Here is a 24060-nt window from a genome sequence, read left to right on the forward strand (position 1 = left end):
AACCTATATACTTAATTGAATTTTGTAATATACCAATTTTAAAAAAAGTTTAGTAGATTAATTCCGTAAGTCTCTGGACCGATGATTATATCGGTCCATCATAATTGGCTAAATTCTATTAGATATTTATAATAGAATTTAGCCAATTTAACTGCATTTTTTACTGAAACGTTATGTTAACCTGAAACTTTTTGACAAAATTTTATTAACTCTACTAGCTATTATAAATCAATACGTTTAATAAAATGTTTTATCTTAAATCCCATTGCGATCAATGATGTAAAATAAACAACAATACCAGAAATAACTAATATCAATAGTCGCCCAATACGCATTAACATTGATCCGGTTGACCAATCGGGTGATAGTTGTGCACCAAACCATAAAACAACGGACATTAAAATAACAGCAATAATGACTTTAGATAAAAATTTATACCATCCTGGCTGTGGTTGATAGAGTTGTTTTTTTTGTAATTGCCAGAATAATAACGCCGCATTAAAACAAGCTGCAAGACCAATTGAGAGCGAAAGTCCAGCATGCTGTAATGGACCAATAAAAACAAGGTTCATCAGTTGCGTTAAAATTAAGGTAATAATCGCAATTTTGACGGGAGTTTTAATATCTTGCCGTGAATAAAAAGCAGGTGCTAATACTTTAATTAAAATCATGCCAAGTAAACCAATAGAGTAAGCAACCAATGCTCTCTGAGTCATTAATGCATCATGTAAGGTAAATTGTCCGTATTCGAATAAGGTTGATATAAGTGGGCGTGATATGACACCTAAAGCGACAGTACTTGGTAACGCTAAAAGAAAACAGAGCCGCAATCCCCAATCTAACAATTCTGAATATTGTTTATAATCACCTTTAGAAAAGCTTCTAGATAACGAAGGTAATAAAATGGTACCAAGGGCAACCCCTAGCACTCCAGCAGGAAACTCCATAAGTCGGTCGGCATAATACATCCACGATACCGAACCAGAAATAAGAAACGAAGCAAAAATCGTATTAATAATTAACGAAATTTGCCCAACAGATACCCCTAAAATAGCAGGAGCCATCTGTTTTAATACTCGCCAAACACCACTATCTTTAAAGCTAATTTTTGGTAATACCAACATACCAATTTTTTTTAAATAAGGGAGTTGATAAAGTAATTGTAAAATTCCCCCTATACCAACCGATACCGCTAGTGCTAATACTGGTGGATTAAAGTAAGGTGTTAGAAACAGCGTAAACATAATCATGCTAATATTGAGTAAGGTAGGTACAAACGCTGGGACTGAAAAACGATTCCAAGTATTTAATATTGCTCCAACCAATGAAGCGAGCGAAATGAAAAAAATATATGGGAAGGTAATACGTAACATGGTTGTAGCAAGTTCAAATTTTTCAGTAGACTCTTGCATGAACCCAGGTGCTGTTAACATAATAATAAAAGGTGCACAAATAACGCCAATTAAGGTAATAATGGCTAATACTAAAGTTAATAAACCAGCAACATAAGCTACAAAAGTCCTTGTTGCCTCAATCCCTTGTTGATTCTTATATTCTGCTAAAATCGGCACAAAAGCTTGTGAAAATGCGCCCTCAGCAAAAATACGCCGCAATAAATTTGGTAGTTTAAAGGCAACAAAAAAGGCATCGGTAGCCATACCGGCACCAAAAAAGCGAGCAATGATGGCATCACGTATGAAACCTAATACTCGAGATACCATAGTCATGGAACTCACTGTAGCTAAAGATTTTAAAAGATTCATTTATATAATACAGAGTCAAAAACCGACAATAAGTGATAGTCTACAAACTATTGGTTTAAATCACCATGCTTTTTTTAATAAAAGAAGCTTTTGTGCACACCGTCAGTCTCAACGTGACGGATGACGACTTTAACAATCTTTTAATGAAATAAAGTGCATAAGTTCACCAATATTTTTATAGGCAAGTCGAATTATACGTCGATCATCAAAATTTACTTTTTTAATTTGATGCGCACACCATTTAGCGATTCGAGACATCACAAATAATGATGTATAAACTTCTTTAGGTAAACCAATCATGTCATAAACAAAGCCAGAATAAAAATCAACATTAACACATACTAGTTTTCTAGTTCTAGCATTCTTTCGATTAACAACAGCATTAATTTCCCGTTCTTCAAGCCGAGTTAAGAAGTTCTATTCTTTTTTCTCGTCGTTTTCTTCTGTTAGTTCAAGTGCCATCTCTTTAAGTAATACGGATCAAGGGTCTGATACAGTATAAACTGCATAGCAAATCCCATTCATTAACTCTTTTTTATCCGACATTTGTTTATGTAATAAACGTTATAAATAGTTGTCAATTTTGATCACATTCATACAGAATTCATTAATTGGAAAAGCGTCATTTAGGTCGCTACCTGTTTCATAGTATTCCGATCAAGTGCAAAATTAACATAATCTTCACCACGTTTATAATTTTTAAGCTCCTCTTCTTGAGCTAGATATGCATGAAGAATTTTTTGTGGATTGTGCTGTTAGATATATTTAATTAAATCAATATCGAAAACGATAATACTCCCACTGTTTGTATTATAATATTTCCTTATGCGTTACGTTTAATCATTTTGAATATTTATATTTTTTTATGATTCAATCTATTACTAAAAATTGTTATGCAATTACATTGTTAATAACAGTAACAGTAACGGTAAATGGTTAATTTGAAAAAAGAGCATTAATAAGGCTATATTAAAAAACATGGATCAAGATGCATTTCAAAGATATTTTAAAAATAACAAGTTATAGTAATGATGGAAGTGTTTAAATTAGATAAAAAAATAGTATAAAACTTAACTGATACTTGGTTTACCTACCATATTGATATGTGCTAAATTGTCGGTCCGAACAACATATATACTTTTTTTATGAATCAAACTATAAACTCGTCACCGATAAGAACCGGTGGCTTTTTAAACACTATAGAACGAATTGGAAACAAAATCCCCGACGTCACTACACTTTTTTTCTTTGCTTTGATTATCTGTTTTGTTGCTTCATTATTACTTTCATTTTTGAGCTTCGATTTTATAAATCCGGTAACTAAAGAAAAACTAGTAGTCATTAATATGCTAGCACCTGATCATTTAGTAAATTTTTTTACTAAAATGGTACCCAATTTTGTAAATTTTCCACCATTAGGCATTACTATTGTTGCCACATTAGGTATAGGGATTGCAGAAAGCAGTGGCTATATTAATATATTACTTAAAAAATTATTGGCTATAACCCCAAAAACATTAGTTACACCCTCTGTTATCTTTGTCAGTATGATTTGTCATATTGCGGCTGACTCTGCTTATGTTATTTTAATGCCTGTTTCGGCAATGATGTTTTATGCAACAGGTCGTCATCCTTTAGCAGGGATAGCTGCCTCATTTGCGGGATTAGCAGGTGGTTTTAGCTCAAGTTATACGCCATCAATCATCGATCCAATTATGCAAGGTTTTACCCAAAGTGCGGCACAAATTATCGATCCATCTTATCAAGTTAATGTTTTATGTAACTATTTTTTAAGTTTTGGTGGTACATTCTTTGTATTAATTGCTTGTTGGTTTATAACGGATAAAATTGTTGAACCTCGCTTAAAAGCAACTATGCCACTAAATAACGATCTTGAACTTAATAAGTTAGCTAATTCACCCACTGTTACGTCTTTAGAAAATCGTGCTTTTAAAATAGCTTCTGGTGTTTTTTTGATTATTGCTATTGGGTTAATATTATTATTGTTACCGGAAAATTCTTTACTGCGTGCATCTGATGGTAGTTTAACCAGTAATCAAGCACCTATTATGCAAATCATCGTACCTTTATTATTTGTTTTTTTTGCTGTTCCTGGTTTAATCCATGGCGTAATCACAGGCGCATTTAAATCATCACGAGATATTGTTCAATCAATGGAAAAGATTACTAAATCCCTTATTTCTTTTATTGTTTTTGCATTCTTTTGCGCGCAGTTTTTATATATATTCTCACATTCACAAATTGGAACATTGATTGCCATTGGTGGGGCTGAATTTTTAAAAGCCTTACATTTGCCATCGGTCGTCACTATTTTTGGCGTGATCATTTTAACAAGTCTGTTAAATGTTTTAATTACTTCTGCTTCGTCAAAATGGGCTATTTTAGCGCCAATTTTTGTTCCTATGCTCATGTCTGTTGGTATCTCACCAGAATTAACACAAGCTGCCTATCGTATTAGTTCGGCAGTAAATGTTAGTACACCAATGTTTGCTTTCTATCCTTTAATTATTGCCTATTGTCAGCAGTATTGTAAAAATACTGGAGTAGGTACTTTAAGTTCAATGATGATCCCATATACCGCAGGCTTACTTATTGCCTTAACAATTAATTTATTGCTATTTTGGTTACTAGGACTGCCTATCGGCTTTGATAGTGGTTATGTTTATCCACCAGTAAATAATTAGTCATCGATAAAGAGTTACAATAATATGAATATTACAGAACAATTAGTTGAACGTTTTTTACGTTACGTTAGTGTACCAAGTCAAAGTGCGGTTGGTTGCGCACTTGTTCCTTCTACGCCAGGGCAAACACAATTAGCCAATTTACTCAAACAAGAGTTAATTGATCTCAATCTACAAGAAGTTCATCTTGATGAGCATAGTATTGTAACTGCTAAGTTACCTGGCAATAATTTAAAAGCACCTAAAATTGGTTACGTTGCTCACCTTGATACAGTTGATGTTGCCTTATCAGATAAAATTAACCCACAGCGAGTCACCTTTACTGGTGAAGATATTTTGTTGAATAAAGATAAAAATATTTGGTTTAAAATCACTGAGCATCCTGAATTGAATAAATACATTAATGAAGAATTAATTGTTACTGATGGTACAAGTGTGCTTGGTGCAGATAATAAAGCGGCAATTGCTGTAATTATGACGATGTTAGATCAATTACAAAAGCAAAATTGTACCTATGGCGATATTTATGTTGCTTTTGTACCAGATGAAGAAGTCGGTTTAAACGGTGCGAAAAAACTTGATTTAAATCGTTTTAAACCTGATTTTGCTTACACAATTGACTGTTGTGAATTAGGTGAAGTTGTTTATGAAACATTTAATGCAGGATCTGCAACTATTGAGATTGAAGGCGTATCTGCCCATCCCATGTCAGCTAAAAATGTTTTAATTAACCCTATTGGTATTGCTAACGATATTATTAACTGTTTTGATAGTTTCGAAACACCTGAACATACTGAAGGTAAAGAAGGTTATTTCTGGTTTAACGATATTATTGGTAACCAAAGAACAACAACATTAAAACTAAGCATCCGAGACTTTGATTTAGCTAAGTACGAAGCACGTAAAACTTATATCCAAGAGGTGATAAGTTTTATGAGTTGTAAATATCCAAGAGCAAAAATTGACTGTCAAATAACTGATACTTATAGCAATATAGCTAATTATTTAGGAGAAGACAAGCGTTCAATTGATCTAATTTATCAATCATTTGAGCAATTGAATATTAAAGCAAATACAATTGCAATGCGTGGAGGAACAGACGGTTCTGCGCTATCAGCAAGAGGTCTGACCACGCCAAACTATTTTACTGGCGCACATAACTTTCATTCATGTTTTGAGTTTTTACCTTTATCATCATTTTTAAAGTCATTTGAAGTAACAATGAAAATTATTGAATTAGCTGCTAAGGTTTAAAAATAATGAAAAAAGAGGGAATGCTATTCCCTCTTTACTGTCTTAATATGCCATTAAATTTTTTTAATACACAAATAGTTGAAGTTACGACTTTCCAACCTTAAAAACATTGATTAAGTATCATAATTTATAACTTGCAGTGAGTATGAAGGCTCGCGGTGTACTGGGCATACTACTTGAACGCCAATACTCTTTATTTAATAAATTAGTTATCGCTAAAGTCAAATTAATAGATTGAGTTTGATAACCCATTGCAACGTTCCATGATGCATAACCAGGCCGTTTAATCTGATTGTTATCATCATTAAACATTGAACCCTTATAGTTCATTTCTAGCTCAGTAACCCAATTTTCATGAGGTATGAAACGTATACCCAAATAACCACTATGCTTAGCTGTATTAGATAAATATTTGCCTTTGTTAACTGGTGTTTTTTATCTTTATGAACTTTTGCTTGCTGATAGCCAATACCACTATTAATGTACCAATTATTAATCAATTTTCCGATTGCACTTAATTCTATACCTTAGCTTCTATCATTACCTCTAATTTGCCAATTATAAGGAGCGTTGACTGCATCAGGTTGATAACGAATATTATAAAGCTCAAGGTTATAAAATGCGATTTGAGAAGAGAGCCTATCATTAATCCAATCACTTTTGAGTCCAACTTCATATTGACGAGAATATTGCAGCTTTTCATCATAAACAGCCTTGGAATCTGTCGCAATAGTGATTAAACCTCGACCTCCGTATGGGGAAAAACTTTTACTATAAGATACATAAAAACTTTGTGATTCTATTGGCTGCCAAATTCATCCGATTCGAGGACTTAAAGAGTGGCCATCCTATGACCGATTTCGATAATTCAATTTATTAGCCTTACGGAAAAACCTCCGATTTTGACACCTTCATCTCGCATATCATAGGTTGCATCTACTTCAGGTAATTTATTTACTATGATACTCAGATCATTTTGCCCATATATTTCCTCTTGTTGAAGAGAAAATGAGTTTATAGTTTGAGGAATATCCTTTATATCAAAGAATGTTTTAGTTGCAATTGATGGTTTTTTTATTCTCTGATCATTATTATCCTTAATCTTAGCGACAACTTTCATAGTTTCAATATCATCTTTAACTTTTTCTTGAGCGTCAACAATAAAAGCACTAGAGCTTAATAAGCAAGGTAAGAGTACTTGATTAACTAATTTCATTATTTTTCCTATTATTTGTTGTATTATGTGAGAAATACTAAAACAACAATAATGATTATTATTTGCACATAAAACTTAATTTATTTTTCAGCTCTGTAAAATAGATTTTCAATTATATTCTATTGAAATACTTTAATATTATTAAAAATAGGTAATATGAATTTATTAGGAAATACCTTTGTAATAATAAATATTTTTATTGAAAATAATTTTTTAGAATTAAGAAAAGATGAATAAAGATGGTAGGATCTAAGTTTGATAATTAAACGATTTTTGTACTTAACCTATTTAAAATCAACAATAGATATTGTCCAATATTCGTTAAAAAAGTTGACTAAAGTTAATTTTTTTATCAATTTAAGTATATCAAGTCAGAACTGTTTTAGTGTTTTAGTGTTTTAGTGTTTTAGTGTTTTAGTGTTTTAGTGTTTTAGTGTTTTAAGAAAACATAGAGGAAGTGGTGGGTCGTGAGCGATTCGAACGCTCGACAAACGGATTAAAAGTCCGCTGCTCTACCGACTGAGCTAACAACCCATATTGAATAAAATCTCTGTGCTTAACAACTAACGTTACAAGCGATTTCGGGTTGCTATAATACTTATAATTACTAAGCAGCGCAACCCTTTTATTCGTATTTTTTCTCAATAGCTGTTTATTTATACATTTTATTTGAGTGATGCTAATTTTTGCTTCGCAAGGTCAACAATTTTTTTATCTTTAGAATATTTACTTATAACTTGTTGAAAAACAGTTTTAGCATTTTTTTTATCATCTTTATCCAATAGTATAATTCCTACTTTATAAAGGCTATCTGCAGCTTTGGAAGAAGATGGATAATTTTTTACAACAGTAGCATAATAAAATGAAGCTTCATCTTTCTTTCCTTCTTTATAATAAAGTTGACCTAACCAATAATTAGCATTGGCCAAATAAGTTGATTTAGGATAATTTTTTATAAACTTTTGAAAGGCAACTATAGAATCAGCATTTTGTTTATCATCATTAACAAATTGTACGATAAAGTTATAATCAGTTTTATCATTACCAGAATTTGTCCAATTTGATAAATCAGATGGGGGGTGATCATTATTAGGTGAAGTAGGTAAAGTTATATCATCGCCTAATGAATTAGGATTAGAAGATAATCCTGAACCACCAGCCAGTTGCTGAAGAATCATTTTTTGACGTTCTATAGTCTGATTAAGTTGGTATTGAGTTTCTTCTAATTGACCACGAAGTGTATCAACATCTGCTTGTAATTCACTAATTTTCTGTTGACTTTCAACTAGTAATTGTCCTTGTGCTTGAATTGTTCTTTCTAACTCTGAACTCCCTGCAACACAACCATAACTGTTAAATAGAAGATATAAGAACAATATCAGTGCTTTTTTATGCATATTATTATACTCGGTGTAAACTTGAAAAAAACGGCTGTATAAAACAGCCGTTAAATAAACTAATTAGAAACCAGAATATGTTATGACTGCACGACGGTTTTTAGAATAAGCTTGTTCGTCATGCCCTAATACAGCTGGTTTTTCTTTACCGTAAGATACGATGTCCATTTGTCCGCCGGAAACACCATTACCTTGTAGATATGATTTAACTGCATTCGCGCGACGTTCACCTAATGCAATATTATATTCTGGAGTACCGCGTTCATCAGCATGACCTTCGATTACGACTTTAACACCTGAATTTGCACGCATGAAAACTGCATGAGTATCTAATAATGTTGCATATTCTTGTTTAACGTTGTATTTATCAAAATCAAAATATACAATATTCATTTGTTGTAATTTACGAACTTGTTCTAAAACTTTTTGTGATGCAGAAATACTTGTAGTTCCGCTTTCGTTGGTAGAGGTATTGTTTGATGAACATGCAGTAACTGCCATTAATGGAAAAGCGACTGCAGCTACTTTAAGAAAGTTAGAAAATTGCATTGTATTAACTCCTTTGTGTTTTAAAAATATTACTTATAAATTTTATCTTTTACTAATTATAAAAATAACACAATTTATCAATTAGAAATAATAGCGCTATATATTATAACGCCATTACATTTTGTACAATTTTAATATTCAGAATATAGCATAAATTTCAATCCCTTATTTATAAATAGGGCGACCAGGCAGGGAATTTTACTTGTCCATCAGTTGCAGGTAACTTAGCCTTGAAATTACCATCGGTTGAAACAAGATTCAAAATTGTACCTAATCCTTGAGTTGAGCTATAAATAATCATAGTTCCATTAGGTGCAATACTGGGTGTTTCATCCAAAAATGAATCCGTCAATCGTTGATAAGTATTTGTTTCTATGTCATATCGTGTAATATGCTGTTCACCGTTATTTGTCGAAATCATTGCAATAAAAGAACCATCAGGAGCAACACGAGCATTCTGATTTTGTGTATTATCCCATGTTAAACGTTGTGGAGTTCCGCCATTGATATTAATGGTGTATAGTTGAGGACGACCAGCTTGATCCGACGTATAAACAATTGTTTGGCTATCTGGCATCCATGATGGTTCAGTATCATTACTACGCCCTGACGTAATTTGAGTTAATTTTTTTGAACTCAAATCCATAGTATACAAATTTAGACTTCCATCTTTGGATAATGCAAAAGCTAATTTACTTCCATCTGGAGAAAAAGCAGGGGCACCATTATGTTTTGGAAAAGCAGCAATTGTTTGAACAGCACCAGTTTCTAATGATTTTACAACTAATGATGAACGACCGCCTTCAAAAGTTACATAAGCAAGTTTTTTGCCATCTGGTGACCATGTAGGTGACATTAATGGTTCTTTAGAACGGTGGACAGTCATTTGGTCATATCCATCATAATCAGACACTCTTAATTCGTGTGAAAAAAGCCCTCTATTAGTTTTAACTACATAAGCAATACGTGTTCTAAAAGCACCTTTTATACCTGTTAGTGATTCAAAAATTTCATCACTAGCTGTATGAGCTGCATAACGAATCCAACGTTTATCAATAGAATACTGATTTTGTACTAAAACTGCACCAGGTCGCGTTACTGTATCAATTAATTGATAATTAATTAAGTATTTTCCCGAAGCATCAGGTTGAATCGTGCCTACAACTACAGCAGAAACACCAATTTGATCCCAAACAGCAGGAGTAACTTCTGAAGGAGCTGTTGGCTTTTGTGGCATATTATTAACATCAATAGGGTTAAATTTACCACTGTTGCGTAAATCGGAAGCAATAATATCTTCAATATTTTGTGGGGGCACACCAGATCCTGTCCACTTAAAAGGTACAACAGCTATTGGTTTGGCAGAACTGACGCCATCAGTGATAATAATGCGAACATCTGCATTAGAAATCATTGTGTAAAATAACACAAATAAAGTTATCAAAAAGCGACAAGCAAATTTGATCATCTTAAATTCCTTAATAAAAGCGAAATAAATTGCATTAAAATAAATGCAAATTAGAAATAACGCGATTGAAATATCTTTGAACTTTAATAGTCTACCACTAATTAATTAGCGCTACATATTAAACTTTATAAAAGATAAATACTTTAATGCTATCAAAAGATATCCGATATCACGTAACAAGTCTAGCCACTTCAAAGCAAAAACGTTTCAAATATTTACTTCTTTGCTACATTTCAATAATTAGCTTCTCAGTTAGTAAACACTAATTAATTGAAAAATTGGTATGTATACTTATCAGAATTAATGAAGTTTTAAAAATGAATATAGATGTTTTTTTACAAAGTTTAACTTACATCTATTATTTTAAATAGTTAATAACATAAAAATAAATTGTTCATTATTTTTGGCATTGTTCACAAAAGAAAGTATTACGTTGTCCAATTTTTTGTGATTTTATTTCCGCATTACAAATATGGCATTTTTCACCATCTCTACCATAAACTTGAAGTTTTTGTGTAAAATAGCCCGGTTTTCCATCCGATTGCAGAAAATCTTTAAGCGTAGTACCGCCTTGTGCAATTGATTTAGTTAGCACTTGCTTAATGGCTTTAACTAATCTCTCAAATTCCTCAAATGTTATAGTATGGACTTTTCGAATAGGATTAATTTTTGCCATAAATAATGATTCTGAAGCATAAATATTACCAACACCAACCACAATGTGATTATCCATAATCCAACTTTTAATGGGAGTATGTCGATTTTTTGCTTTTTCAAACAAATAATTTGCTGAAAATTTATCACTTAAAGGCTCTGGTCCCAAATGTTGCAATTGAAATACTTCATCGAGTGAATTAGCCCAGAGCCAAGATCCAAAACGCCTTGGGTCCGTGTAACGTAATATCACACCATTTTCTAAAACCAGATCAATATGGTCATGCTTTTCAGCGTTTTGATAATTTTTTAAAATACGTAAACTACCTGACATGCCTAAATGAACAACAATCCAGTTACAAGACAACTGTAACAATAAATATTTAGCGCGTCTTTGTATATCTAATATAACTTGTCCTTGTGCATGTGTAATCGCATTATCAACAGGCCAACGCAACTTAGGTTGTCGAACAATTATTTGTTTAATCGTCTGACCTTTTAAATGAGGTAAAATACCACGACGACTTGTTTCAACTTCTGGTAATTCAGGCATATAATCTTACTTAATTATTTAACATTTCAGAAATCCAAGATGGTGCTGATTTATCAGACACCGACTGATTACTACCGTAACACAAACTTTGTGGATTAGCAGTCCATACTGGTAAAGTACGAACCCCACTTCCAACACATTGCCACTGACCATTACTATCAATTGGGACCATAAAAATATTTTGTGGTATAGGAAGTACTAATGTCTTAGGTGGATTATTTTGTAAATATTCACTATAAATTTTAAGTGCACCCGTTGCTCCCGTTAATTTCATAGGAGAATGATCATCAAGACCAATCCAGATAACGGCAACATTTTTACCATCAACTCCAGTAAACCAACTATCTCTTGAATCGTTACTTGTTCCAGTCTTAGCTGCAAGCTTAAATGGTCCATATTTGACTTTTAATGAGCGCGATGTACCTGATTCTACAACTTGCTGCATTGCATAAGTTGTTAAATAAGCGGACTGAGCTGATACGGCTTGTAATTGTTGAGGATAACTTTGATAAACCAATTTTCCTTTATCTGTTAAAACATATCGAAGAATAGTCAATGGCGAACGTTGACCATTATTAGTAATAGTTTGAAACATTTGTGCAGTTTCTAATGGCGTTAATTCTAAAGCTCCAAGTAATCTTGATGGTAAATTAGGTATGCGATCTGCTGGTACACCTAATGCTTCTAAAGTATTTTTACTTGCATCAAGCCCTAATTCCATACCTAAATTAACAGTTGGAACGTTAAGTGAAAGCGCTAAAGCATCCACTAACATAACACGATCACGAAATTTTCGATCAAAATTTTTCGGTTGCCAATAACTTCCATTATCGACTTTAATTGATAACGGATTATCATTAAGCCAACTATTAAGTTGATAATTGTCTGGTTGACCTAAAGCAGTCAAATAAGTTGAAGGTTTAGCTAAGGAACCTATAGATCGTCTTGTTAACCATGCTCGATTATAACCAGGATAACGTGGTTCAGCACTACCGATTATTGCCCGAATTTCACCTGTTTCTCGACTAACAATAACCATTGCGGTTTGCAAATCTTTGTTAGTGGATTTACGTAATGCCTCTATTTGGTTAGTTACTGCTTGTTCAGCAGCAGCCTGAGCAACAGGATCAAAAGTAGTAAAGATCTTCATTCCTGAAAGATGATCAGCTTTATCCCCTAACTGCTTTCTCAGTTCACTACGTACAACTTGCATAAATGCAGGTTGAGGGGAAATAACCCCTCCTTTAGGTAATACAGAAAGTGGGCGTTGACTTAATAAGCTATACAACTCATCATCAATGATACCTTGTTGTTGAATAAGTTTTAAAACAATATTGCGACGTTCAAGAACTTGCTTTGGTTGTGTCCAAGGATTATAAAGTGATGCGCCTTTTACCATACCAACTAAAACTGCTTGCTGATCCAAAGTAAGTTCATTTACTGGGCGTCCAAAATAATACAAACTAGCTAATGGAAAACCATGAATCTCTTCACTACCAGCTTGTCCAAAATAGACTTCATTGAGATATAATTCTAATATTCTTTCCTTGCTATATCTAGCATCTAAAATCAAAGCCATATAAGCTTCACGGATCTTCCTACTTAAGCTACGTTCATTAGTCAAAAAGAGATTTTTTACTGTCTGTTGTGTTAAGGTGCTGCCACCTTCTGTACGACCTGTCGTTAAATTAACAAAAATTGCCCGTCCAATAGAATATAAACTCACTCCATAATGATTGTAAAAACGCTTATCTTCAGTGGCTATTAATGTTTGTATGAGTGAATCGGGGAATTCTTTTAATGGTACAAACAATCGCTGCTCACCATTAGGAGAATGCAGCATAGTAATTAATTTAGGATCAATTCGAAGTAACCCAAAATCACGGCCAGTATCTAAATTAGTAATACGATCAATACGATTTTCATAAAATGATATTTTGACACGAAATGCTTGTTCTTCACCATCAGGAAAAGTAAAAGGTCGACGATAAATTTCTACTGTATCGTTACTAACAATGAACTCCCCAGGACGAGTAGCTTTAGTGTCTTGCTGGCGATATTGAGCCCCTACTAACATAGTTACTACATCACTTAAACTGTATTCACTATCTGGCTCAAGATCGATAATTTGACCATAAACTGCAGCAGGTAGCTCCCAAACATTACCATCAATACGTTCTTTGATTTGCTGGTCAAGATAGATACCATAAATTATAGCTACAGCGGCAAAAACAAGAAATAGTTTAAACAAAAGCGACCAAAGTCGTCGCCATACAGTCTTTTTCTTAACCTTTTTAGAAGATCGTTTTTTGGTTGTTTTTGTTGATTTATTCAAGCTGCACCTAACATTTATTATTCAATAAAAATTACTCTTATAATAGCATAATTTTTTAAAGATACCCTGACCTTCTTTTTTGTTAAGAAGTTTCAGGAAATGGGTACGTTTTAATATAAAATTAATCTATAAATTTTAAAAATTTAATTGGGAACTAATCTCTTTAACTTTTGACAAAAATGCTTTTTTGGACTTACCGGTTAATCCTTCTGAGATAGGTAAGCTTGCTGTTAATGGATTAACTGGTTTATTATTAATATGTAACTCAAAGTGTAAATGAGGACCTGTCGATCGTCCAGTGTTGCCAGAAAGACCAATCTTATCACCCTGCTTAACCTGCTGACCAGGTTTTACCAAGATTTTATCCAAATGCATATAAGTTGTCATATACTGCCGTCCATGACGAATAGCAATATAGTTTCCTGCCGAACCACTGTACTTGGCAATAACCACTTCACCATTACCTACCGATAAAACAGGTGTCCCTCGAGAGACGGCAAAGTCAACACCATTATGAGGTGTAACGATACCAGTAACTGGATTTAAGCGACGGGGATTAAATCCTGATGATACGCGAGCCTGCTTTTCTAAAGGATATCGGAAAAAGCTTTGAGATAAGCTACCACCATTAATATCATAATATTTACCATCATCAGCTAAAATAGCATAATAATCTTTACTACCATTTTTAATGCGAACACCGATTAATTGGCTATTTGACAAACGTTTACCATGGACTTCACGTGATAAAATTATCGAGAATTTATCGCCAACTTTTAAACGACGAAAATCTAAACGCCATTGTAAAGCACGAGTAATGACACCAATTTCACTACTCGTTAACCCACTTTTACGAGCATCAGCAACGAAACTGGTTTTTATATCCCCTTTTATAATTACATCCTGTGGTACTACTTCTACAGTTTCAGAGCTTTCAATAAATTTATTGCCTGATTTTTCGTAAATTCTGATATTGTTACTGGATATTATCCAACTAAAACTTTGCAAATTATGGGAGTCATCTGTAGTCCAACTAACTTGCTGTCCAATTCTTAAATTGGCTAGCTGTTTAAAATTAGTTGTTAATTGGTAAACATCCCTTTTATTAACGTTATACCTCAGTAAAATATCATGTAAAGTATCACCCCGCGCAATAGTATATTGCACAGTATTACCCTTATCTTCAATAATGTCATCTAGCTCATCTTTAACTATTTCATCCTCAGGCACATCTGAAGATTCAGTAATTTGTTCTATTTTTGACTTACTGCCAACAACTTCAATTCGACCATCGCCAACAACAACTGGAGAATTAATACTATCTTTTACTGTCGTTTCAACTTGAGGAGTCAAAGGAACATATACCGTGCGATCCAAATTAAGTGGCCGCCATAATACGGTAAATAAGATAACCACAAAAAACACACCTAATAGTGAAAAATAGGAGAAATTAAATTTATTCTTTTCAATATCAGGGGATTCAATCTTACTTGCCAAAATTAACCTTAACTATTTATTATCTATATTACTTTTTATCTAAACAATCCAACAGTTGCTGTGTCAATCTTAATAAAAATTGTGAATAGGCATTTTTCGATAAAGTGATATCTGTACCCAAAGGATTCAATTCCCCAATACGAACATCTGTTCCATTCACTATTTTTTCAATAACTGCAGGGCTAAACTGTGGCTCTCTAAATACACATACAGCTTGATGTTCTTTTAATTCTCGTTTAATAGAATAAACGGTTTGAACACCTGGCTGTACTGCTGGATTTATAGTAAAACTACCTAGATTTTTTAATCCGAACTGCGATTCAAAATACCCATAGGCATCATGAAAAACAAAATATCCGCTATTTTGTACGTTAATGAGTTTTTTTGCAATGTTTTGTTCTGTTTCAGCTAGTTTAATGGCGAATTCGTTTAAATTTTCATCGATAATGTCTTTTTTATCTGGATATATACTTATAAGTTTATCATGTATTGCTTGCGCAATTTCTTTGGCAATTTTTGGGGAAAGCCAAATATGCTCATCGTATTCACCATGATGATGATCATGATCAGAATCGTCGTTATGAGTATGTATTTCTTGTTGATCATGATTATTTGTACTGGTTCGTAGTAAACTTTTAATGGTTGGTATATCCATTAATTCAATCTGTTTATTTTTATCAAAATTTTTCAAAACGGTAGGCATGAAAGTTTCTAAATCATCACCAACCCAAATAATCAATTCAGCTGTTTTTATTTTAGCTAAATCCGATGGTTTTAAAGAATATGTATGCGGAGAAGTTCCATCAGGTAATAAAATATCAGTCTTTATTACGCCATCACAAATCGCTTGAGTAATAAACCCAATAGGCTTAACAGAAGAAATAATGTTTGCATTAGCCTCTAAAGTAAATCCATTAATAATGAGCAATGGACTTATGATTGTTAAAAACCGCAATAATTGATTAAATTTAATTCGAGCATTTTTTTTCACATCATTATCCTATGTTTATAAAATATGGTAGAATATATCACATTATTGTTATAATATAACATAACATATAGGTGAGCAAGGATTCACGCTAAAATGACTCAGCTAATTTCGCTAGATGGTATTTCAGTTGAAATAAAAAACCAAAAAATTCTACATAATGTTTCGTTATCAATTAGGACAAATCAAATTGTGACATTACTAGGACCAAATGGTGCTGGTAAATCAACTTTAGTTAAAGTCATTTTGGGATTAATGCCTTATACCTCAGGAACGATCACTCGTTCTGCTAACTTAACAATTGGTTATGTTCCGCAATCAATCAAATTAAATCCGACCTTACCCATTACTGTAAAGCGTTTTATGTGTTTGAATAAACGATTAAATAAAAAAAATGTTTTAAACATTCTTTCTATGGTAAAAGCAGAATATTTAATTGATAAATCAATGCACCAATTGTCTGGAGGCGAACTACAAAGAGTACTACTTGCTCAGGCATTAGCTAAACGTCCCCAGCTATTAATCCTAGATGAGCCAACACAAGGAGTTGATGTTAATGGACAAGTTCTATTATATGATTTGATTAGTAGTGCCAAAACACAGTTTAATTGTGGTGTTTTAATGGTTTCACATGATCTGCATTTGGTAATGGCTAAAACGGATGAAGTCATCTGTTTAAATCATCATATTTGTTGTTCAGGCACACCCGCTATTGTTTCAAATGATCCAGAATTTATTTCTCTTTTTGGTCAACAAGGTGCATCTCAAATCGCTGTTTATAAACATCATCACAACCATCAACATGATCTTTGTAAACATGCTAATGAACACTAAAATAATTGAACATTCATACCTAAAATAGGAACAAAAGATAATGATTGAGTTGTTATTACCGTCTTTATTAGCAGGTCTATGTTTAACCACAGTAACAGGTCCTTTAGGTACATTTGTTGTATGGAGAAGAATGTCATATTTTGGTGATACTTTATCGCATGCAGCTTTACTTGGTATCGCATTTGGTTTTTTACTTAATATTAATTTATTTTATGCTGTCATTTTTATAACGCTTTTGCTTGCTATCGGATTACTTTGGCTGGAATCTCAAAAGCAATTACCTATTGATACTTTACTTGGCATTTTGGCTCACAGTGCATTATCACTAGGTTTGGTAGTTATTAGCTTAATGAAGAATATACGTATCGATTTAATGGGATACTTATTTGGGGATCTTTTATCTGTATCCTATTCAGATCTCATTCAAATTATAATTTGTGTGATGCTGATTGGCACTTTACTACTTTGGCAATGGAATAATTTTTTATTTACTACTGTCAGTGAAGAATTAGCATTCAGTAACGGTATTAATATACAATTCACGAAATTACTTTTGACCCTTTTGTTAGCGTTAACAATAGGAATTGCAATGAAATTTGTAGGAGCATTGATTATTACTTCGCTCCTTATTATTCCTGCAGCGACAGCCAAATACTATTCGAAAACGCCTGAATCTATGGCAATAATAGCAATAATTATTGGTATGTTATCTATCATTGGAGGATTGATATTTTCTTTCATCTATGATACTCCGACAGGCCCTTCTGTTGTATTGGCTAACACTTGTCTATTTTTTCTATCATTATTTTTTTCGAAATTTTTAATAAGTAAAAAAGAATAAATAACAGCAAAAATACGATCTTTATTGCGAACAAACACGCATAAATTTCATAATGAGATTTATGCATCACTTATATATAAATAAAGTGATAATAAATTTAAAGATTAAAGATTAAAGATTAAAATTATGTCACTTGCTACTGTTTTTACTCGCGCATCCATCGGAATACAAGCTCCACAAATAAATGTAGAAGTTCATATTAGTAATGGATTACCTGGTTTTGTCCTAGTTGGGCTTCCTGAAGCAACCGTCAAAGAATCAAAAGATCGTGTTAGAAGTGCTATTATTAATAGTGGATTTACTTTTCCTGCAAAGAAAATAACAGTCAATTTATCACCTGCTGACCTTCCTAAGGAAGGTAGTCGTTTTGATTTACCTATTGCTATTGCAATTCTTGCTGCAACACAACAGATTCCCTCTGATAATTTGTCTAATTATGAATTTTTAGGAGAACTCGCTTTATCAGGAGAAATTAGAGCGGTTAAAGGTGCTATACCTGCTGCAATTTCATCCCAAAAAAAACAACGCTCACTAATAATATCGGCAGAGAATCAATCGGAAATATCTTTAATACACCAAGGAAATACGTTAATCACAAATAATTTAGTTGAAGTCTGTCAGCATTTGACTGAAAACTTAAGTTTACCTTTAGTAGCTTACAGAGAATATCATAATAGTGATGATATCTCAGCAAATTTGCAGGATATTATTGGGCAAGAACATGCTAAAAGAGCATTAGAAATAGCTGCCGCCGGAGGTCATAATTTATTATTAATAGGTCCACCTGGAACAGGTAAAACAATGTTAGCAACTCGGTTAACATCATTATTGCCTCCATTATCTGATACAGAAGCACTAGAAAGTGCGGCAATTACCAGTTTGGTCAGTTCAAATGGATCAATCAAAAATTGGCGCAAACGTCCCTTTAGATCTCCTCATCATAGTGCTTCAATCGCAGCATTAGTAGGAGGAGGATCGATACCTAAACCTGGAGAAATATCTCTGGCTCACAACGGAGTGTTATTTTTAGATGAACTTCCTGAATTTAATCGTAAAGTACTAGATGCGTTAAGAGAACCTATTGAATCAGGAGAAATCATTATTTCAAGGGCAAATGCTAAAATAAAATTTCCAGCAAGGTTTCAACTTATTGCAGCAATGAATCCTAGCCCTACAGGACATTATCAAGGAACACACAATAGAACAACTCCCCAACAAGTTATTCGTTATCTAAATCGACTTTCAGGACCATTTTTAGATAGATTTGATATATCCATTGAAGTTCCACTTTTACCAAAAGGAGCATTAAGTCAGAAAGCAATAAAGAGTGAATCCACAGAAAAAGTAAAAGAAAGAGTTTTATTAGCCAGAAACATTCAAATGGAAAGAAATAAAAAACTAAATAGTCAATTTACCTCTAATGATATTCAATTTTATTGTCAGCTATCTGATGAAAATAATGAGTATTTGGAACAAGCTTTGATAAAATTAGGACTTTCAGCTAGAGCATGGCATCGAATATTGAAAGTATCTCGTACTATTGCAGATTTAGAACTATCAAAAAACATAGAACGAAAACATATTTCAGAAGCTTTAAGTTATCGTTCTATGGATCGATTGTTAATTCAATTACACAAAAATATTGGTTAACAGAATTAATCATCACTATCTACGAAATCATCATTAACATCAACTTGTGGTTTACCACCAGATAATGTATGAAAACGTTTAGGCTTATTAATTCGAGAAAGATACTTTAACCATGCTTTTTCTAAATCGGTTGAAGGTTCCTTTTTTCCTTTACACACTGCTACAAATGATTTCTCGTCTGCTGTAACAGGCTTTCTTGTTTCCATATCAAGATCCCTAAAAGCACAACCATATTTTTCTAAAATTTGTGCTTCTTTAATTGTAAAATCACCATGACGAGAAAATCCCCTTGGGTAATTCTTATTATCAAAAAAACGTTGTTGACTTACAAAACTTTCAGCCATTTTATATCCTCTAGATTGTAAAAGTATTTGGGCGGGAATTATAATTCACTAACTTAATCTGTAAACAAAAATTTTTTATTTATGTTAGTAAAAATTGCTGAACGGCTAAAATTAAAACAAAATCATTACTTTTGGCAGGGGCGGAGAGTCTCGAACTCCCAACACCCGGTTTTGGAGACCGGTGCTCTACCAATTGAACTACGCCCCTAAATAAGGTGGCGGAACGGACGGGGCTCGAACCCGCGACCCCCTGCGTGACAGGCAGGTATTCTAACCAACTGAACTACCGCTCCACCGAATTTGATGTGTATATATAAATTTAAAAGTCTGGCGGCTCCCTACTCTCACATGGGTAATACCCACACTACCATCGGCACTTCGGCGTTTCACTTCTGAGTTCGGCATGGGGTCAGGTGGGACCACCGCGCTATTACCGCCAGACATATTCTGTCTTCTCTTTTTCTATTGATGATGATTATCACATATCCTCATCAATCGCTCAATCCGGAACAAACTGTTTCATCAATCTTTCATCATCTTTCGATGATTTCTTAATCTCTCAACTTCGCGTATCCAAAACAACTCCGAGTTGTAAGGTTAAGACTCTCGGTTCATTAGTATCAGTTAGCTCAATGTATCACTACACTTACACACCTGACCTATCTACGTCTTAGTCTCAAACGGACCTTACTGAATCTCTTCAGGGAAAACTCATCTCGAGGCTAGTTTCGTACTTAGATGCTTTCAGCACTTATCTATTCCGCACGTAGCTACCGGGCAATGCAATTGGCATCACAACCCGAACACCAGCGGTGCGTTCACTTCGGTCCTCTCGTACTAGAAGCAAACCCTCTCAATTTTCCTACGCCCATGGCAGATAGGGACCGAACTGTCTCACGACGTTCTAAACCCAGCTCGCGTACCACTTTAAACGGCGAACAGCCGTACCCTTGGGACCTACTTCAGCCCCAGGATGTGATGAGCCGACATCGAGGTGCCAAACACCGCCGTCGATATGAACTCTTGGGCGGTATCAGCCTGTTATCCCCGGAGTACCTTTTATCCGTTGAGCGATGGCCCTTCCATTCAGAACCACCGGATCACTATGACCTACTTTCGTACCTGCTCGAGCCGTCACTCTCGCAGTCAAGCTAGCTTTTGCCATTGCACTAACCTCCTGATGTCCGACCAGGATTAGCTAACCTTCGTGCTCCTCCGTTACTCTTTGGGAGGAGACCGCCCCAGTCAAACTACCCACCAGACAGTGTCCCTTACCTCGATTCAGAAGTATAGGTTAGAACATCAAACATTAAAGGGTGGTATTTCAAGGTCGACTCCACACACACTGGCGTGCATGCTTCTTAGTCTCCCACCTATCCTACACATTAAGGCTCAATGTTCACTGTCAAGCTATAGTAAAGGTTCACGGGGTCTTTCCGTCTTGCCACGGGTACACCGCATCTTCACGGCAATTTCAATTTCACTGAGTCTCGGGTGGAGACAGCCTGGCCATCATTACGCCATTCGTGCAGGTCGGAACTTACCCGACAAGGAATTTCGCTACCTTAGGACCGTTATAGTTACGGCCGCCGTTTACTGGGGCTTCGATCAAGAGCTTCTGCTTACGCATAACCCCATCAATTAACCTTCCAGCACCGGGCAGGCGTCACACCGTATACGTCCACTTTCGTGTTTGCACAGTGCTGTGTTTTTATTAAACAGTTGCAGCCAGCTGGTATCTTCGACTGACTTCACCTCCATCCGCGTGGGACTTCAATTACCATCAGCGTGCCTTCTCCCGAAGTTACGGCACCATTTTGCCTAGTTCCTTCACCCGAGTTCTCTCAAGCGCCTGAGTATTCTCTACCTGACCACCTGTGTCGGTTTCGGGTACGATTAACTATAACCTGAAGCTTAGAGGATTTTCCTGGAAGCAGGGCATCAATTACTTCACTACCTTAGTAGCTCGTCATCACGCCTCAGGGTTTCAGTGACCGGATTTGCCTAATCACACCCCTACACGCTTAACCCACCATCCAATAGGTGGTAAACCTAGCCTTCTTCGTCCCCCCATCGCAGTTATAGCCAGTACGGGAATATTAACCCGTTTCCCATCAGATACGCCCTTCGGCCTCTCCTTAGGGGTCGACTCACCCTGCCCCGATTAACGTTGGACAGGAACCCTTGGTCTTCCGGCGAGCGGGCTTTTCACCCGCTTTATCGTTACTTATGTCAGCATTCGCACTTCTGATACCTCCAGCATGCCTCACAACACACCTTCTACGGCTTACAGAACGCTCCCCTACCCAATACACTTACGTGCACTGCCGCAGCTTCGGTGCATAGTTTTAGCCCCGTTACATCTTCCGCGCAGGCCGACTCGACTAGTGAGCTATTACGCTTTCTTTAAATGATGGCTGCTTCTAAGCCAACATCCTAGCTGTCTAAGCCTTCCCACTTCGTTTCCCACTTAACTATGACTTGGGGACCTTAGCTGGCGGTCTGGGTTGTTTCCCTCTTCACGACGAACGTTAGCACCCGCCGTGTGTCTCCCATGATTAAACTTGTCAGTATTCGGAGTTTGCATCGGGTTGGTAAGCCGGGATGGCCCCCTAGCCGAAACAGTGCTCTACCCCCAACAGTTATACATGAGGCGCTACCTAAATAGCTTTCGGGGAGAACCAGCTATCTCCCGGTTTGATTGGCCTTTCACCCCCAGCCACAGGTCATCCGCTAATTTTTCAACATTAGTCGGTTCGGTCCTCCAGTTAGTGTTAACCAACCTTCAACCTGCCCATGGCTAGATCACCGGGTTTCGGGTCTATACCCTGCAACTTAACGCACAGTTAATACTCGGTTTCCCTTCGGCTCCCCTATTCGGTTAACCTTGCTACAGAATATAAGTCGCTGACCCATTATACAAAAGGTACGCAGTCACTATTACCCAACGGTAACAGCTCCCACTGATTGTACGTACACGGTTTCAGGGTCTATTTCACTCCCCTCCCGGGGTTCTTTTCGCCTTTCCCTCACGGTACTGGTTCACTATCGGTCAATCAGGAGTATTTAGCCTTGGAGGATGGTCCCCCCATCTTCAGACAGGATATCACGTGTCCCGCCCTACTCTATAAGCTTCCACATAATGCATTTTCATGTACGGGACTTTCACCCTCTGTCGTGCGACTTTCCAGACGCTTCCACTAATACATTATGCTACCCGCTTGGGCTGCTCCCATTTCGCTCGCCGCTACTTTGGGAATCTCGGTTGATTTCTTTTCCTCGGGGTACTTAGATGTTTCAGTTCTCCCGGTTCGCCTCATCTGACTATGTATTCACCAGATGATAGTGCAGTCACCTGCACTGGGTTTCCCCATTCGGACATCAACGGCTATCGCGCCTTTTATCGGCTCACCGTCGCTTTTCGCAGATTAACACGTCCTTCATCGCCTCTGATTGCCTAGGCATCCACCGTGTACGCTTAATTTCTTAACCTTACAACTCACAGTTGTCTTGGTTTTAATTACGCTTTTTTTCTCTTTTTTACTTCAGCGCATTCATATTTTCATACAAATGCTTTCCGTAAAAACGAGAACTCGTTTCTTTCAGCTTGTTCCTAATTGTTAAAGAGCTTTATCTTTCTATTTACTCTTATAAGTAAATACAAACATAATTTAGTTAAAAAGAGACTTCTTTAATGGTGGAGCTAAGCGGGATCGAACCGCTGGCCTCCTGCGTGCAAGGCAGGCGCTCTCCCAGCTGAGCTATAGCCCCATTTTCTTTCACTTCTTCAACCCGTTAAAGCCAAAATCAGCAAAAAATAAGTTGAATTGGTGGGTCTGAGTGGACTTGAACCACCGACCTCACCCTTATCAGGGGTGCGCTCTAACCACCTGAGCTACAGACCCAATAAAGTGACTCTTTTCTTAACAAACAATCTGTGTGAACACTTACGAGCACTTCGTAAGGAGGTGATCCAACCGCAGGTTCCCCTACGGTTACCTTGTTACGACTT

16 protein-coding genes, 5 tRNA genes, 2 rRNA genes and 2 pseudogenes are annotated in these 24060 nt (G+C 35.4%); 5 read left to right on the top strand and 20 right to left on the bottom strand.

Annotation, left to right across the window (positions count from 1 at the left end):
• Positions 1–221 precede the first annotated feature (221 nt).
• Together murJ and J3U19_RS03325 are read right to left on the bottom strand one after the other, a co-directional pair.
• Positions 222–1763, bottom strand: coding sequence for a murein biosynthesis integral membrane protein MurJ (murJ, locus tag J3U19_RS03320; RefSeq protein WP_267340104.1), 1542 nt, complete (start codon positions 1761–1763; stop codon positions 222–224).
• A gap of 129 nt (positions 1764–1892) precedes the next feature.
• A complete protein-coding gene (locus tag J3U19_RS03325) occupies positions 1893–2150 on the bottom strand; it encodes a citrate/2-methylcitrate synthase (protein WP_267345453.1) in 258 nt (85 codons plus the stop codon).
• A gap of 758 nt (positions 2151–2908) precedes the next feature.
• On the opposite strand from J3U19_RS03325, the gene J3U19_RS03330 reads away from it, so the two are divergent.
• Positions 2909–4468: an AbgT family transporter gene (locus J3U19_RS03330; protein WP_267340106.1), complete on the top strand. Its 1560-nt coding sequence runs from the start codon at positions 2909–2911 to the stop codon at positions 4466–4468.
• A gap of 24 nt (positions 4469–4492) precedes the next feature.
• Positions 4493–5722: a peptidase T gene (gene pepT / locus J3U19_RS03335; protein ID WP_267340107.1), complete on the top strand. Its 1230-nt coding sequence runs from the start codon at positions 4493–4495 to the stop codon at positions 5720–5722.
• Between the two features lie 120 nt (positions 5723–5842).
• Here the strand turns inward: pepT and J3U19_RS03340 are convergent.
• The 11 genes and pseudogenes from J3U19_RS03340 to znuA all read right to left on the bottom strand — a co-directional run.
• Positions 5843–6139 (bottom strand): annotated as a pseudogene (locus tag J3U19_RS03340) (TonB-dependent receptor domain-containing protein); the annotation flags it as partial.
• A 110-nt stretch (positions 6140–6249) separates the two neighbouring features.
• A complete protein-coding gene (locus J3U19_RS11530) occupies positions 6250–6537 on the bottom strand; it encodes a TonB-dependent receptor domain-containing protein (RefSeq protein WP_416380552.1) in 288 nt (95 codons plus the stop codon).
• A 53-nt stretch (positions 6538–6590) separates the two neighbouring features.
• On the bottom strand, positions 6591–6938 hold the full coding sequence (locus J3U19_RS03345; RefSeq protein ID WP_267345439.1) for a hypothetical protein: 348 nt from the start codon (positions 6936–6938) through the stop codon (positions 6591–6593).
• Between the two features lie 458 nt (positions 6939–7396).
• Positions 7397–7472: transfer RNA gene (locus J3U19_RS03350), tRNA-Lys, on the bottom strand.
• A 131-nt stretch (positions 7473–7603) separates the two neighbouring features.
• The gene (gene ybgF, locus J3U19_RS03355) at positions 7604–8335 is read right to left on the bottom strand and encodes a tol-pal system protein YbgF (RefSeq protein WP_267345441.1); all 732 of its coding nucleotides are present in this window, start codon (positions 8333–8335) and stop codon (positions 7604–7606) included.
• Between the two features lie 63 nt (positions 8336–8398).
• Entirely contained in the window at positions 8399–8884 is a 486-nt protein-coding gene (gene pal / locus J3U19_RS03360) for a peptidoglycan-associated lipoprotein Pal (RefSeq protein ID WP_267340123.1), read from the bottom strand.
• A gap of 169 nt (positions 8885–9053) precedes the next feature.
• Positions 9054–10349 (bottom strand): Tol-Pal system beta propeller repeat protein TolB, encoded by a 1296-nt coding sequence (gene tolB / locus J3U19_RS03365; protein ID WP_416380257.1) that lies wholly within the window; start codon positions 10347–10349, stop codon positions 9054–9056.
• 400 nt (positions 10350–10749) lie between these two features.
• Positions 10750–11559 carry a bifunctional DNA-formamidopyrimidine glycosylase/DNA-(apurinic or apyrimidinic site) lyase gene (gene mutM / locus J3U19_RS03370; protein WP_267345443.1) on the bottom strand — a complete coding sequence of 270 codons (810 nt, stop codon included), beginning with the start codon at positions 11557–11559 and terminating at the stop codon, positions 10750–10752.
• A 10-nt stretch (positions 11560–11569) separates the two neighbouring features.
• Positions 11570–13870 (bottom strand): annotated as a pseudogene (mrcB, locus tag J3U19_RS03375) (bifunctional glycosyl transferase/transpeptidase); the annotation flags it as partial.
• 159 nt (positions 13871–14029) lie between these two features.
• Entirely contained in the window at positions 14030–15391 is a 1362-nt protein-coding gene (gene mepM, locus J3U19_RS03380) for a murein DD-endopeptidase MepM (RefSeq protein WP_267345446.1), read from the bottom strand.
• Between the two features lie 28 nt (positions 15392–15419).
• Positions 15420–16382, bottom strand: coding sequence for a zinc ABC transporter substrate-binding protein ZnuA (gene znuA, locus J3U19_RS03385; RefSeq protein ID WP_267340132.1), 963 nt, complete (start codon positions 16380–16382; stop codon positions 15420–15422).
• A 93-nt stretch (positions 16383–16475) separates the two neighbouring features.
• Here znuA and znuC point away from each other — a divergent pair, with 93 nt between their 5' ends.
• The 3 genes from znuC (at position 16476) to J3U19_RS03400 (ending at position 19704) form a co-directional block, all read left to right on the top strand.
• Positions 16476–17213: a zinc ABC transporter ATP-binding protein ZnuC gene (gene znuC / locus J3U19_RS03390; RefSeq protein WP_267345448.1), complete on the top strand. Its 738-nt coding sequence runs from the start codon at positions 16476–16478 to the stop codon at positions 17211–17213.
• A 40-nt stretch (positions 17214–17253) separates the two neighbouring features.
• Entirely contained in the window at positions 17254–18054 is an 801-nt protein-coding gene (znuB, locus tag J3U19_RS03395) for a zinc ABC transporter permease subunit ZnuB (RefSeq protein ID WP_267340134.1), read from the top strand.
• A gap of 126 nt (positions 18055–18180) precedes the next feature.
• Positions 18181–19704, top strand: a complete 1524-nt coding sequence (locus J3U19_RS03400; protein ID WP_267345449.1) for a YifB family Mg chelatase-like AAA ATPase — start codon at positions 18181–18183, stop codon at positions 19702–19704.
• A gap of 5 nt (positions 19705–19709) precedes the next feature.
• Here the strand turns inward: J3U19_RS03400 and J3U19_RS03405 are convergent, their stop codons facing one another.
• The 7 genes from J3U19_RS03405 to J3U19_RS03435 form a co-directional block, all read right to left on the bottom strand.
• Complete coding sequence (locus J3U19_RS03405) at positions 19710–20048, bottom strand: DUF413 domain-containing protein (RefSeq protein WP_267345450.1); 339 nt, start codon at positions 20046–20048, stop codon at positions 19710–19712.
• 132 nt (positions 20049–20180) lie between these two features.
• Positions 20181–20256, bottom strand: a tRNA-Trp gene (locus J3U19_RS03410).
• A gap of 8 nt (positions 20257–20264) precedes the next feature.
• Positions 20265–20341 (bottom strand) — tRNA-Asp (locus J3U19_RS03415).
• Positions 20342–20373: 32 nt separating this feature from the next.
• A 5S ribosomal RNA gene (gene rrf / locus J3U19_RS03420) occupies positions 20374–20489 on the bottom strand.
• 152 nt (positions 20490–20641) lie between these two features.
• A 23S ribosomal RNA gene (locus J3U19_RS03425) occupies positions 20642–23540 on the bottom strand.
• A 203-nt stretch (positions 23541–23743) separates the two neighbouring features.
• Positions 23744–23819 (bottom strand) — tRNA-Ala (locus J3U19_RS03430).
• Positions 23820–23876: 57 nt separating this feature from the next.
• Positions 23877–23953 (bottom strand) — tRNA-Ile (locus J3U19_RS03435).
• Positions 23954–24060 lie beyond the last annotated feature (107 nt).

Origin of the sequence: Gilliamella sp. B2828 (genome assembly GCF_026537125.1) — a bacterium.
Taxonomy (GTDB): domain Bacteria; phylum Pseudomonadota; class Gammaproteobacteria; order Enterobacterales; family Orbaceae; genus Gilliamella.